The sequence below is a fragment of the Glycomyces sp. NRRL B-16210 genome (genome assembly GCF_000719515.1).
Taxonomy (GTDB): Bacteria; Actinomycetota; Actinomycetes; order Mycobacteriales; family Micromonosporaceae; genus Glycomyces.
The window spans coordinates 21,235-35,052 of the sequence record NZ_JOGR01000005.1; the positions used below are offsets into that span (position 1 = coordinate 21,235).

Consider the following 13,818-nt stretch of genomic DNA (forward strand, 5'->3'; position numbering starts at 1 on the left):
GGTGGCCGCCCCGATGCCGTCCCCGGGCTCACCCTTCCCGGTCGCGGCCAATCAAGCCTTCCCGGCCCGGAGGCCGGGCCCTTCTCAACTCACCGTGCAGACGACCGACGCGGGTGCGACCGTCTCGCCCTCGCCCTTCGTCCCGATGAACCCGAACGTGAACGTCCGGCCCGATTGCAGCGTGTGGCCGCCGCCGACCGCCGAGACGGACACGATCTGCCCGTCCTGGCTCAGGTCGGCGCTCCAGAACTGCGTCACCGTCTGCCCGGCGGGAAGCTCCCACCGCAGCGCCAGCCCGTCGAGCGGGGCGTCGCCGGTGTTCGTGACGATCACCTGCGCGGTGAACCCGGTGGCCCACTGCCCGTTGATGAGGTACTGGACGTCGCAGTTCGGCGCCGACGGCTCCGGGACCCCGCTCTGGTCGGCCGCGAAGCTCGCGACCTGCGACAGCGAGGCGTTCCAGTTGATCGTCAGCTCGTTCGTCGCCCACGACCCGATGTCGTCGATGTAGCAGGCCTGCGGCGCGCAGCCGGTCAGCCAGCGCTGCGCGACCGGGTCCCACGAGAAGGTGTCGGAGTTCGGACCGCCCGAGAGCGTCCCGGCCGGCGGGTTCGGCAGGCTCGGGTCGAGCTGGTTGGCGTACCAGCGGCTGTGCTGGTTCTTCGAGTAGTGCGAGCCGTAACCGGTCACGTACGAGTTCCCGAGCGCGTTGCGGCCCAGGATGTAGTCCAGACCCGAGAACACGCCGTCGCGGTAGCTCGTGTCGCCGGTCAGGTCGAACGCCGCCCCGACCACCACGAGCTGGTTGAGCACCACGCTCGTCGAACCCCACTCGAAGCCGTCGGCCCCGTAGCCGAGGTCCCACGGGCTCGCGTCCTGCGCGGCCAGGTACACGTCGGCACCGGCCACCACCTGGGCGATCACGTCGTCGCGGCCCGGCAGCTCGTTCGGCACCAGCGCGAGGTCGAGCTTCGCGAGCTGCGCGACCGAGCCCCACCAGAAGCCGCCGTCGCTGAAGACGTCCGCCTCGTGGTGCTCAGAGGCGAGCACGTCGTCGGCGTAGGCCTGCTCGCCGGTGGTCAGGAACAGCTCCGTCGCGGCCCAGTAGAACTCGTCGGTGACGTCGTCGTCCCCGTAGGGACCGCCGCCCGCGCCCCGGTCGATCGCGTAGACCTCGGGGTTGGCCAGCGCCGCCGCGTAAGCGGTCTCGGCCGCCTCCAGGGCCTGCGCCGCGAACTCGGCGTCGAACGGCTCGAACAGCCGCGCGGCCTGGGCCGCGGTGGCGGCCAGGTTCAGCGTCGCCGCCGTCGAAGGCGGCTCCAGGAACCGCTCTTCCGGGTCGTCGGCCGGCATGAGCGGCAGTCCGGTCCAGTTCTCGTCGTGGATCTTGTGGTGGGCCATGCCCGCCAGCTCCTGGCCGGCCGGAACCTGCATCGACAGCAGGAACTCCAGCTCCCAGCGGGCCTCGTCGAGGACGTCGGGGACGCCGTCGCCGTGCTCGGGGATGCGCAGGGTGCCGTCCGCGAGCCGCTCGGCGTCGCCGGTCGGGGCGTGGAGCGCCCGCTCGTAGATCGACAGGAGCTGCGCGACCGAGATGCCGCCGTTGACCACGTACTTGCCGTGGTCGCCCGCGTCGTACCAGCCGCCGCGCACGTCGAGCGTGTAGTCGCAGGCCCCGCCGTAGCAGGTGACCGCGCCGTCGCCGAGGTTCGGGGCGACGTCCAGGTGCCCGGCCTCGCGGCCGTAACCGGGGGCGATCTCCTCCTCGATGGCGATGCCCGAGCGCTGCGGGTAGTAGAACGACAGCGCGTCGACGGCCAGGTCGGCGTACGCCTCGGTGCCGCCGATCGCGAACGGGTAAGAAGTCTCCTCGTCGGCGGTGAGCGTGAAGCCCTCGCCGGCGGTGTCGACGCCCGAGAAGTCGATGACGTGCACCGACTCGCCCGAGGTGGACTCGGGGCCGTGCGGGACCGTCTCGCCCTCGGCGACGAGCGCGCCGTCGGCGTCGTGGAGCTCCCACGCGACGGCTTCCTCGGACTCGGTCACGAGCGTGGCCCGCTTGGGGGCGTCGAGCACGTAACCGACCTGGTTGACCCGCACGCGCGGGCCGGTGTCGGGGTCGTAGACGGGCGGTTCGGCGCCGGTGAGCAAGGCCACCTCCGAGAGACAGAACTGCCAGGGCTCGGCGTTGCGGCCGATCTGGAACGCGAGCTGCGCGTCCGGCCAGTCGGCGCTGGCGGTGAAGGCGTAGCTGAACTGCTGCGCCTCGGTGGTGAACGCCGGGAACTCCTCCAGGGCGGTCAGCCACGGGTCGACCGGCTGCTGGACGAGCGCGCGGACGCTGACCTCGGTCGAGGCCCGGGCGGTGAACTGGAGTTCGTAGGACTCGCCGGTGACCAGCGGCAGGTCGTCCTGGCCGACGATGGCGTCCCAGGGGTTCAAGGTGTCACCGGGTACGTCGATGCACCATTCGCCGTCGGCCACTTCGCCGGTGAGGTTCTCGGTGACCCACCAGCCGGTGTCGCCGTCGGCGAAGTCGCCGTTGACCACCAGGTTGGTCGGTTCCTCGTCGTCTTGGGCCATCGCGGTCGGCACGGCGAGTGCCAGGCCCACCGCGAAGGCGGACGCCGTGGCGATCGCGAGGCTGCGACGTCGGCGCAGGGGCCGAATCGCGCTTGATAGAGCTGGTCGCGGCATGGGGGTGCTCTCCTCCAAGGGTTTGGGAGCGATACCACGACCATCTTGTCATCGAAATTCATGAATGTCAATAAGTCTTTTCGATTTCCCGTTCGACACCCCTTCGCAGTGCCCCTCCCGCGCACCGGAATCGGCGGACTCACCGCGAGGGCGGACCGCTCGTACCCCTCACGACCAGCTTGGACTCCAGTTTGAGTATCGCGCCCGACTCCCTTTCGCCCCGCAGCTGCTCGTCCGCGGCGGCCACCGCCGACTGCGCCAGACGCGGCACGTCCTGGCGCACCGTCGTCAGATCGATATGGCTCAGACCCGCGACGTGGCTGTCGTCGTAGCCGACGATCGAGACCTGCTCGGGGACCTTCACCCCCGCCCGCGTGAGCACGTCGAGCACCCCGATCGCGCACAGGTCGTTCGCCGCGAACACGGCCGTGGGCAGCGGATTCTCCTCTTTCAAGAGCAACTGCGCCGCCTCGACGCCGCCTTCTTCGAAGTGGTTGCCCGGCAGGATCCGCATCCGGTCCTCCAGGCCGTGGGAGCGCATCGCGTCCCGGTAGGCCCGCCGCCGCTCCGGTCCGCCGGGCTTGTTCCCCCCGTCGACGTGCACGATGTCCCGATGCCCAAGCTCCACAAGGTAATCGATCACCTCGCGGGCGCCCGGGCGATCGTACGAGGTCACCGCGTCCACCCCGGCGTCCTTGACCTGGCGCCCGATCAGCACCGTCGGCAGCCGCGCTCCCAGCGACCGCACCGCCTCGTCCGGGATCGTCGGCCCGCACAGCAGCAGCGCCTCGCTGCGGTGCCCGATCAGCGCCTCGATCGCCTTGTGCTCGTCCCGCGTCGGCACCGCCGCGCTGAGCACCAGGTCGTAGCCGAGCTCCTCGGCCGCCGGGTAGATCGCCTCCACGAGGTCCACGTGGTAGGGGTTCCGCGCCGTGAACAGCACCCCCAGCACCTTGCTGCGCCCGCGCGCGAGCAGCCGCGCGGCCATGTCGGGCTTGTACCCCAGCCGCGAGGCCGCCGCGAAGACCCGCTCGCGCGTCTCCGGGCTCGCCCCGGGCTGGCCGCGGAACACCAGCGACACCAGCGCCCGCGAGACGCCGACCTCGGCCGCCACGTCCGCCATCGTCGGTTTGCGCGACCGCGGTGCCGGGGAGCGGTCTGCGGATCTCCGTGCGCGTCGGGGACTCATCGCACCGTCGTCCTTTCCGTTGGAGCTTCCTTGAAATTTGCACTATCCATTGCCTGACCTGCGAACACGATCGACCGAGTCTAACCGGCCGCGCCCTGTCGGAGCGTCCCCGCGAATCGTGATCAATCACCCGATTCCAAGCGCCCCAGCGGCTTCGAAGCCGCCTTTGCGGCCCTCACGGCTGCGGCCCCGCGGCCCGCTGCGGGCGCCGCGGCCCAAACGCTGGGACACCACGTCCACCAGGTGCCGAATCACACCCGTCCCAGTGGCAGACTTGACGGCGTGTTGCGATGGATGACTGCTGGAGAATCACACGGGCCCGAACTCGTGGTCACGCTCGACGGCCTGCCCGCCGGCATTGAGCTGACCACCGAAGCCGTGGCCGCCGAACTCGCCCGCAGGCGCCTCGGCTACGGCCGCGGCGCCCGCATGAAGTTCGAGGCCGACGTCGTCAACTTCATCGGCGGCGTCCGCCACGGCCGCACCCTCGGCTCGCCCGTCGCCGTCCGCATCGGCAACTCCGAGTGGCCCAAGTGGGAGACGGTCATGGCCGCCGACCCGGTCGACCCCGACGAACTCGCCGGGATCGCCCGCAACGCCCCCCTCACCCGCCCCCGCCCCGGCCACGCCGACCTCGCCGGGATGCAGAAGTACGACCACGACGACGCCCGCCCGATCCTCGAGCGCGCCTCCGCCCGCGAGACCGCCGCGCGCGTCGCCGGCGGCACCGCCGCCAAGGCCTTCCTCAAGCAGGCCTTCGGCATCGACATCGTCTCCCACGTCAAGGCCCTCGGCCCCGTCCGCGCCAAGGACGGCCTCGTGCCCACCCCCGCCGACGCCGCCGCCGTGGACGCCGACCCGCTGCGCTGCATGGACCCCGAGGCCTCGGCCCGCATGGTCGCCGAAGTCGACGCCGCCAAGAAGGACGCCGACACCCTCGGCGGCGTCGTCGAGGTCCTCGCCTACCACCTCCCGCCCGGCCTCGGCTCCCACGTCCAGTGGGACCGCAAGCTCGACGCCCGCCTCGCCACCGCGCTCATGTCGATCCAGTCGGTCAAGGCCGTCGAGATCGGCGACGGCCTCATGCAGGCCGCCGTCCGCGGCTCCTCGGCCCACGACGAGATCGTGCCCGGACCCGACGGCGTCGAACGCCTCACAGACCGCGCCGGCGGCCTCGAAGGCGGCATCACCACCGGCCAGCCGCTGCGCGTCTCGGCCATGCTCAAGCCCATCTCCTCGCTCACCCGCCCGCTGCGCACCATCGACACCGTCACCGGCGAGGCCACCGAGGCCATCAACCAGCGCTCCGACGTCTGCGCCGTCCCAGCCGGGGCCGTCGTCGCCGAGCACATGGTCGCCTACGTCCTCGCCGAAGCCGCCCTGGAGAAGTTCGGCGGCGACTCCATCGGCGAATCGCGCCGCAACTTCGAGCACTACGTCGAGAACCTGCGGGTGAAGTAGCCCGGCTTCCCACCCGGCGGGCGATCGCGCCCGCCGGGCCCGCCATCGAACCGGAGTGAAACTGATGAGTCTGGTCGTCATCGTCGGGCCCCCCGGCTCGGGCAAGACCACGATCGGCCGCGCCCTCGCCGAGGCCCGCGGCGCGCCCTTCCGCGACACCGACGCCGACATCGCCGCCGCCGCGGGCAAGTCCATCCCGGACCTCTTCGTGGACGAGGGCGAGGACCGCTTCCGCGCGCTCGAACGCGAAGCGGTCCGCCGCGCCGTGGACGAGCACGACGGCGTCCTGGCCCTCGGCGGCGGGGCCGTCATGGCCGAGGAGACCCGCAAGATCCTCGCCGGCGTCACCGTCGTCCACCTCCGCGTGGACCTCGCCGAAGCGGTCAAGCGCACCGAACTCGACCGCGGCCGCCCGCTCCTCCAGGTCAACCCGCGCGCCCAGCTCCGCCGGCTCATGGACGAGCGCCTGCCGCTCTACCGCGAGGTCGCCGACATCGAGATCGACACCACCGCAAGGGAAGTGAGCGAGTTGACCGAGGAGATCGCCTCCCGCCTGGCCGTGCGCACCGTCGTGGTCGGCGACGCCGAGGCCCCCTACGACGTCCTCATCGGACGCGGCACCGTCGACCGCCTGCCCGAATACCTCGGCAAGGCCGCCCGCGTCGCCGTCCTCCACACCGCCAGCACCGCCGCCCTCGCCGAACGCGTCGGATCGCTCCTGCCCGAAGGGGTCGAGGCGACCCTCATGGAACTGCCCGACGCCGAGGACGGCAAGACCGTCGCCGTCGCCGAGCAGTGCTGGGAGGCGCTCGGCGCCGAAGGCTTCACCCGCACCGACCTCGTCGTCGGCGTCGGCGGGGGAGCGGTGACCGACCTCGCCGGGTTCGTCGCCGCCTGCTGGCTGCGCGGCGTCGCCGTCGTCCACGTCCCCACCTCGCTGCTCGGCGCGGTCGACGCCGCCGTCGGCGGCAAGACCGGTGTGAACACCGCCGCCGGGAAGAACCTCGTCGGCGCCTTCCACCCGCCCCGCGCGGTCCTGGTCGACCTCGACAACTTCGCGACCCTCCCCAGGCGCGACCTCGCCGCGGGCCTCGCCGAGGTCGTCAAGGCCGGATTCATCGCCGACCCGGTGATCCTCGACCTCATTGAGGCCGACCCCGAAGCCGCGCTGGACGCCGCCAACCCCGTGCTCGCCGAACTCGTCGAACGCGCCATCGCCATGAAGGCCGACGTCGTCGCCTCCGACCTCAAAGAAGGGGGCCTGCGGGCCGTCCTCAACTACGGGCACACCTTCGCCCACGCCGTCGAGAAGCGCGAGCAGTACCGCTGGCGCCACGGCGACGCCGTCGCCGTCGGCATGGTCTACGCCGCCCACCTCGGCGCGATCACCGGCCGCGCCGACCTGGTCGAGCGCACGAAGGCGGTGCTCGAAGCCCTCGGCCTGCCCACGACCTACGAGGCGGGCCTGTGGGACGAGCTCTCGGCGGTCATGAAGATCGACAAGAAGAACGTCGGCGCGACCCAGCGGTTCGTGCTCCTCGACGCGCTGGCGAAGCCCGTGGTCGTGGACGACGTGACTCCCGAGCAGCAGCGCGAGGCGTATGAGAGGCTGACGGCATGAGCGACGCCTCGAAGGTCCTGGTGCTGAACGGCCCCAACCTCAACCGGCTCGGCAAGCGCGAGCCCGCGATCTACGGCTCCCAGACCCTCGCCGACCTTGAGGCGCTCTGCGTGAAGACCGGCGCCGAACTCGGCCTCGACGTGGACTTCCGCCAGACCAACCATGAAGGCGAACTCCTGGAGTGGCTCCACGAGGCCGCCGACGGCGATTTTCCCGTGGTCCTCAACGCCGCCGCCTGGACCCACACCTCGGTGGCGGTCGGCGACGCGTGCGCGCAGCTCACGGCCCCGCTCATCGAGGTCCACCTCTCGAACGTCCATCGGCGCGAGGCGTTCCGCCACCACTCGTACGTCTCGGCCCACGCCGTCGGGGTCATCGCCGGGCTCGGCTCCGGCGGCTACGTCGCGGCCCTGCGCCACCTCGCCGAGCACTGATCGCGCCGACTGCTCACCGCGCCGCCTCCGGGACCTCCAGGTCCACCGCGTGGCCGTTCTTCCACACCGCCGCGATCCCGTAGGTCCCGATGACCGCTTCAGGCGACGATGCCTCCAGCAGCACCAGGTCCCCGCGCTTGCCCGGGGCGATCCGGCCCCTCTCGCCGAGCCCGAACGCGTCCGCCGTCAGCGACGTGGCCCCGGCCAGCGCCGCCTCCACCGGGACGCCGCGCTCGGCGAACAGCTCCAGCTCGTGGAACACGCTCACCCCGGTCACGACCGGCGCGTTGCCGCTGTCGGTGCCGATCAAGAGCGGCAGCCCGGCGTTGCGGACCGCCTGGAACGACGCCTCGGACGCCTCGCGCCACCAGTCGTGGTCGCGCCGGTCGCAGGCGTCGGGATAGCGGTCCGCCTCGGCCCGCTGGTACTTGTCGAGCCGGTCGGCGATGGCGGGATCCTCCAGGAACACACCCGCATCGTGCTCGCACCGCGCGCCCGAGGTCACCGTCAGCGTGGCCACCACCGGCGTGCCGCGCTCGGCGAGCAGGTCGAGCGCCTCCGGGTCCGGTTTCTCACCGACCGGCAGGTGCACGAGCACGTCCGCGCCCGCCTTCGCGGCCACGAGGGCGTCGTCCCACCCGCCGGCGTGGGCGACGGCGAGCATCCCGTGCGCGTGCGCCGCCTCGACGCCCGCGCTCGCCTCGCCCTGGCTCAACGTCGAAGCGAAGTCTCTGCGCTGCACCACGATCTTCAAGAAGTCCGACCCCTCGGACACGCGGTCGGCCACGAATCCCTCGACCTCCGCGGTGACCGCGACCGTCGGCGCGTCCGGGAACCACTGCGTCGGGTGGCCTCCGGGGACGGTGAGTCCCCAACCGGCCCACCAGACATCGGCATACCGGTGCTCGCCGAGGTCGGCCCGCCCGTCGAGGCGGGTGTCGATCCCGCCGTACATGTCGAGCATCGCCGTGATCCCGAACCGCAGACCACCGCGCGCGTTCCAGCCCGACTGGTGCGCGTGGGCGTCGATGAGGCCCGGGATGAGGACCCGGCCCCCGCCTTCGAACACCGGCAGGTCCTCGGCCGCGAGGCCGCTGCCGACCTCGTCGACGAGCCCGCCGCGCACGGCCACGGCGTCGTGCTCGGTGAACCGCTCGCCGTCGAAGACCACCACGTCGGTGACCAGGACGTCCCCGCCCGCCGAGCCGTAGTCGTGGCGGTCGACCAGCGTCGGCGGTTCCTCTTCGGCGCAGGAGGCGAGCAGCGGCGCCGCGGCGGCGACGGCGCCGGAGGCGAGCAGGGTGCGGCGGGCGACGGGCGGCATGGGCGCCTCCTCAAGGAGCGGCGACGGCGCTGCGCGGACGTCACCAAGGCATCTATTCATGTCAATATAGCGTCATCGGGTCGGCATGGCGAGCCCCGAAGCGCCCACTTCGGAGCGCGAACGCGTGCACGGTGGAATTCGGCAAACCCCCGCCCTCCCTGGTACGGCGGTGATCGAATGTCCGAGTGGAACTCAAAGACACCGTCGCCGCGCTGATGCCGCGGCTGTGCGACGAACTCGAACGCCTCGTCGCCATCCCGTCCATCGCCTTCCCGAACTACCCGCGCGAGCGCGTCGCCGAGGCCCACGACCACGTCGCCGACCTCCTGCGCGACGCCGGGGTCCGCAACGTCGCCGCGCTCGAACTGCCCGACACCTCGCCGGTCATCACCGGCGAGATCCCCGCCCCGCCCGGCGCGCCCACCGTGCTCCTGTACGGCCACTACGACGTCCAGCCGCCCGGCGACGAGAGCGCCTGGGACACGCCCCCGTTCACCCCCACCCGCAAGGACGGCGCGATCTACGGCAGGGGCGCCGCCGACTGCAAGGCCAACCTCATCGCCCACATCGGCGCGATCCGCGCCCACGGCGGCAGGCCGCCCGTCGGCGTCCGCATCGTCTTCGAAGGCCAGGAGGAATACGGCTCGGCCTTCGACGACTACCCGCCCACCGACCCCGACCGCTTCGCCGCCGACGCCATGCTCATCTGCGACATGGGCAACGTCCGGCCCGGCTTGCCCACCCTCACCGTCGCCCTCCGCGGCGCCGCCGACGTCTTCGTCGAGGTCCGCACCCTCAAGCGGCCCGTCCACTCCGGAGAGTTCGGCGGCGCCGCCCCCGACGCCCTCCTCACCCTCATCGCCGCGCTCGGCTCGCTCCACGACGCCGAAGGCGACGTGGCCGTCCCGGGCCTGCGCCGCGACGCCTGGGACGGCACCGCCTACTCCCCGGAGGAGTTCTCCCGGATCACCGGGATGCTCCCCGGCACCGCCCAACTCGGCACCGGGCCCATCGGCGAACGCCTCTGGCACGGCCCCGCCATCACCGTGATCGGCCTCGACGCGCCCGCCGTCGACACCGCCGCCTCCGCGGTCGTGCCCTACGCCCGCGCCTACCTCAACGTCCGCGTCCACCCCGAACAGGACGTCAAGGAAGGCCAGGCGGCCGTCATCCGACACCTCGAAGCCCTGCGGCCCTTCGGCAACGAACTCAAGGTCACCGGCGGCGACGCCGGAGCCGGCTACGCCGCACGCCTCGGCGGCCCCGCCTACCGCGCCATGCAGCGGTCCATGGCCTCCGCCTGGGGCGCCGAGGTCGCCGAGATGGCCTCCGGCGGCTCGATCCCGCTCGTCAACGCCCTCGCCAAGGCCCAACCGGACGCCGAGATCCTCATGTTCGGCGCCGAGGACGGCGAATGCGGCCTCCACGGCCCCAACGAACGCGTCCTCATCGACGAGATCGAGAAGACCGTCCTCGCCGAAGCCCGCTTCTTCGACGAGTACGCCAAGGAGGCCGGGAAATGAACGCCCCCACCGACGACAACCCCACCGCCGAGGCCCAGGCCGAGGACGCGGCGGAGGAGCCCACCGTCAAGCAGTGGAAGTTCCCCACCGCCTACACCGTCCTCGCCGTCGTCACCCTCGCGGTGTGGATCCTGACCTTCGTCATCCCGCCCGGACAGTACGACCTCGACGACGACGGTCGACCCGTCCAGGGCTCCTACGCCCAGATCGACGGCGACCAGTCCTTCGGCGACCGCCTCTACGACCTGTTCGTCTCCCCGGTCAACGGCCTCTACGGCATCCAGGACCCCGCCACCGGCCTGGTCGCCCCCGGCAACACCGGCGACCTCTACGGCGCCGTCTCGGTGTTCCTCTTCGTCCTCGCCGTCGGCGCGTTCATCACCGTCACCTTCGCCACCGGCGCCCTCGACCGCGGCATCGGCCGCCTCGCCCACCGCCTGCGCGACCGCGGCATCCTCCTCATCATCGGCATCATGGTCGTCTTCGCGATCGCCGGCACCGTCGAGGGCTTCGCCGAGGAGACCCTCGGCTTCTACGCCCTCATCGTGCCGCTCACCCTCGCCCTCGGCTACGACCGCATGACCGCCGTCGGCGCCATCATCCTCGGCGCCGGCGTCGGCGTCCTGTGCTCCACGGTCAACCCCTTCGCGACCGGCACCGCCTCCTCGGCCGCGGGCGTCGCCATCGGCGACGGCATCGGCCTGCGCCTGGCCATGCTCGTCGTCCTCACCGGCGTCACGATCCTCTACGTCCTCTGGTACGCCCGCCGCGTCAAGGCCGACCCGTCGAAGTCCCTCTCCGGCTGGCAGCGAGGCGACCGCGAAGCCGCCGCCTCCGAAGCGCCCGTGCCCGACCCGCTCACCGGCCGCCAGCAGTTCGCCCTCTGGTTCGTCGCCTTCACGTTCCTGTTCATGATCTTCGCGATCATCCCCTGGGCCTCGGTCATCGAAGGCCCCGACGCCGACTCCTACCCCTGGCAGCTCGACTGGTACTTCCCCGAGCTCACCGCCATGTTCCTCGTCGCCGCCGTCATCACCGGCGTCGTCGGCGGCCTCGGCGAGGAGGGCGTGACCGGCAAGATCGTCGCCGGCTTCGGCGACTTCGTCGGCGCCGGACTCGTCATCGTCCTCGCCCGCGGCATCACCGTCATCATGAACAACGCCCACATCACCGACACGGTCCTGCACTCCCTCGAAGGCGTGGTCTCCGGGACCTCCTCGGGCGTCTTCGCCGTCGCCGTGTTCGTCGTGAACATCCCGCTGGCCTTTCTCATCCCCTCGACCTCGGGCCACGCCACGCTCGCCATGCCGATCATGGCCCCGCTCGCCGACTTCGCCGGCATCCCGCGCTCGCTGGTCATCACCGCCTGGCAGTCGGCCAGCGGCTGGATGAACCTCATCGCGCCGACCACCGCCGTCGTCATGGGCGGCCTCGCGCTGGCGAAGGTCCGCTACGACCGCTACCTGCGCTTCGTGGGCCCGCTGCTGGGCCTGCTGTTCGTCCTCATCTGCGGATTCCTCGTGCTCGGGGCGGTCGTCTCCTGAAACGGGGCCCGTCCGATCGGGGGAGGGGCTGCGCCGTCGGCCACAGCGGCGGCGGGCGGAACGCTGACCTGCGGGCCCGCCCGCTACCATTGACGGTCGGTTAAGACAGATACCTCTACCGAAAGAGACGGACGCCCGTGGCATCCACGAACGATCTCAAGAACGGCCTGGTGCTCAACCTGGAGGGCCAGCTCTGGCAGGTGCAGGAGTTCCAGCACGTCAAGCCCGGTAAGGGCCCGGCGTTCGTGCGCACCACCCTCAAGCAGATCCCGTCGGGGAAGATCGTCGACAAGACCTTCAACGCCGGCACCAAGGTCGAGACGGCCAACGTCGACCGCCGCAACATGCAGTACCTCTACAAAGAGGGCGAGGACTTCGTGTTCATGGACATGGAGACCTACGAGCAGTTCCCGCTCGGCCCCGCCCTGGTCGGCGACGCGGCCAAGTTCATGCTGGAGAACTCCGACGTGACCGTCGCCTGGCACGACGGCAAGGCCCTGTACGTGGAGCTCCCCGCCTCGGTCGAGCTGGTCATCACCTACACCGAGCCGGGCCTCCAGGGCGACCGCTCCTCGGGCGGCACCAAGCCCGCCACGGTCGAGACCGGCGCGCAGGTGCTGGTGCCGCTGTTCATCGACAACGGCGAGAAGATCAAGGTCGACACCCGCGACGGCAAATACCTCTCGCGGGCATAGGCGTGGCGAACCAGCAGCGCAGCGGACCCGACCGGCTCACCGCCCGCACCAAGTGGCGGATGCGGGCCGTCGAGATTCTGTACGAGGCCGAGAGCCGCGACATCGAGCCCTCGAAGGTGCTCGTCGAGCGCGCCGACCGCGCGTTCGCCGATCCCGAGGCGCCGCGCCTGCCGGCCTATTCGGAGCAGCTCGTGCGCGGCGTGGCCACGCACCTGGACGAACTCGACGACCTCATCGGCCGCGCCGCCTCGGGCTGGTCGGTCGAGCGGCTGCCCGCGGTGGACCGGAACGTGCTGCGGGTGGGCCTCTACGAGATCCGCCACGTCGCCGACGTGGACACGCCCGTCGCCATCAAGGAGGCGCTGCGGGTCGCCGAGCAGATCGGCTCCTCCGACGACACCTCGTTCGTCAACGCCGTCCTCGACGCGGCGGCCAAGTCCGCCCCGAAACCCGACGACGACGTGCCCGGCTGGAACCAGGTCGTCATCGACGAGGACCGGGACTGACGAGCGAACGCGAAGCGGCCGTGCCTGGAGAGGCACGGCCGCTTCGCGTTGCTGCGCGAACGGAGAACGGCCAAGCCTTCCGATCCAAGGCCCGGCCGTTCGACGTACAGTTCCGCGAGGGTCGTGAGGGCGGCCTCGCCTCGGCAGTGGGAAGCGCTGTCGAGACCCGGCCGCTCACGGCCCCTCGGGCCTACTCCTCCGAGGCGAAGAAGGCCTGGAGGTCGTGCACGAGGACGCCGAAGTCCTCGAGCTTCTCGATGAGGCCCGACGGCGTGGTCGAGTAGACCACCGCGAGCGTGTAGAGGTCGTCGGCGCGGATCGAGAGGATCCGGCCGTTGTAGTCGCCGCGACGCTGCTGGATCGACCGGGCGAGCTTCGCCACGTGCTCCAGGTCCGAGTCGGGGTGGTCGTAGAGCGCCTCGAGGTTGAGGACGATCTTCTCGGCCTGCTCGACCGGGAGCGGGACGCCCTCGGGGAGCAGCTCCGAGACGGGGATCCGGTAGAAGTCGGCCAACTCCGCGAGGCGGCTGACGGTGATCGACCGGTCGCCCCGCTCGTAGGAACCGATGACGACGGCCTTCCACTTGCCGCCGGACTTGTCCTCGACGCCTTGGAGCGACAGGCCCTGCTGCATGCGGATGTCCCGCAGCCGGTTGCCGAGCGCCTTGGCGTAGTCAGATGTCGCCATGCTGGGATCAACTCCTATTTCGGTATGAGAGGAATCCTATTGTTGACTACGGTCGGTGACCATCGGCCGTTGGGGTGCCCCCAAACAGTGTTCTTCGTCGCGTGAACCCCTCGCAACCGCCGTGCAAACCTTACTA

Annotated in this window: 11 protein-coding genes; 7 read left to right on the top strand and 4 right to left on the bottom strand. The window is 71.2% G+C overall.

The genetic code is table 11. The features are described 5' to 3' along the window. Window positions 1-84 precede the first annotated feature (84 nt). Complete coding sequence (locus tag IF12_RS0107975) at window positions 85-2,697, bottom strand: glycoside hydrolase family 9 protein (RefSeq protein WP_166659589.1); 2,613 nt, start codon at window positions 2,695-2,697, stop codon at window positions 85-87. 139 nt (window positions 2,698-2,836) lie between these two features. Further along, a complete protein-coding gene (locus IF12_RS0107980; protein ID WP_030156625.1) occupies window positions 2,837-3,820 on the bottom strand; it encodes a LacI family DNA-binding transcriptional regulator in 984 nt (327 codons plus the stop codon). A 348-nt stretch (window positions 3,821-4,168) separates the two neighbouring features. Between IF12_RS0107980 and aroC the strand changes: the two genes are divergently transcribed. From aroC to aroQ, 3 genes are all read left to right on the top strand, one after another. After that, window positions 4,169-5,347: a chorismate synthase gene (aroC, locus tag IF12_RS0107985; RefSeq protein WP_030156627.1), complete on the top strand. Its 1,179-nt coding sequence runs from the start codon at window positions 4,169-4,171 to the stop codon at window positions 5,345-5,347. 64 nt (window positions 5,348-5,411) lie between these two features. Next, on the top strand, window positions 5,412-6,968 hold the full coding sequence (gene aroB / locus IF12_RS0107990) for a 3-dehydroquinate synthase (protein WP_030156629.1): 1,557 nt from the start codon (window positions 5,412-5,414) through the stop codon (window positions 6,966-6,968). Then, on the top strand, window positions 6,965-7,402 hold the full coding sequence (aroQ, locus tag IF12_RS0107995; RefSeq protein ID WP_030156631.1) for a type II 3-dehydroquinate dehydratase: 438 nt from the start codon (window positions 6,965-6,967) through the stop codon (window positions 7,400-7,402). The genes aroB and aroQ overlap by 4 nt, the downstream gene beginning before the upstream one ends. A 13-nt stretch (window positions 7,403-7,415) precedes the next feature. On the opposite strand, the gene IF12_RS0108000 is transcribed toward aroQ, so the two are convergent. Further along, complete coding sequence (locus IF12_RS0108000) at window positions 7,416-8,726, bottom strand: amidohydrolase family protein (protein WP_030156633.1); 1,311 nt, start codon at window positions 8,724-8,726, stop codon at window positions 7,416-7,418. A 215-nt stretch (window positions 8,727-8,941) separates the two neighbouring features. Between IF12_RS0108000 and IF12_RS0108005 the strand changes: the two genes are divergently transcribed. The 4 genes from IF12_RS0108005 to nusB all read left to right on the top strand — a co-directional run bounded on the left by IF12_RS0108005 (window position 8,942) and on the right by nusB (window position 12,994). Then, entirely contained in the window at window positions 8,942-10,249 is a 1,308-nt protein-coding gene (locus IF12_RS0108005; protein ID WP_030156635.1) for a M20/M25/M40 family metallo-hydrolase, read from the top strand. Beyond that, window positions 10,246-11,793, top strand: a complete 1,548-nt coding sequence (locus tag IF12_RS0108010) for a YfcC family protein (RefSeq protein ID WP_030156637.1) — start codon at window positions 10,246-10,248, stop codon at window positions 11,791-11,793. The genes IF12_RS0108005 and IF12_RS0108010 overlap by 4 nt, the downstream gene beginning before the upstream one ends. A 137-nt stretch (window positions 11,794-11,930) precedes the next feature. Continuing rightward, window positions 11,931-12,488 carry an elongation factor P gene (efp, locus tag IF12_RS0108015; RefSeq protein WP_030156639.1) on the top strand — a complete coding sequence of 186 codons (558 nt, stop codon included), beginning with the start codon at window positions 11,931-11,933 and terminating at the stop codon, window positions 12,486-12,488. Window positions 12,489-12,490: 2 nt separating this feature from the next. Further along, window positions 12,491-12,994 (top strand): transcription antitermination factor NusB, encoded by a 504-nt coding sequence (gene nusB, locus IF12_RS0108020; protein WP_051704119.1) that lies wholly within the window; start codon window positions 12,491-12,493, stop codon window positions 12,992-12,994. 190 nt (window positions 12,995-13,184) lie between these two features. Here the strand turns inward: nusB and IF12_RS0108025 are convergent, their stop codons facing one another. After that, window positions 13,185-13,682, bottom strand: a complete 498-nt coding sequence (locus IF12_RS0108025; protein WP_030156643.1) for a transcriptional regulator — start codon at window positions 13,680-13,682, stop codon at window positions 13,185-13,187. Window positions 13,683-13,818 lie beyond the last annotated feature (136 nt).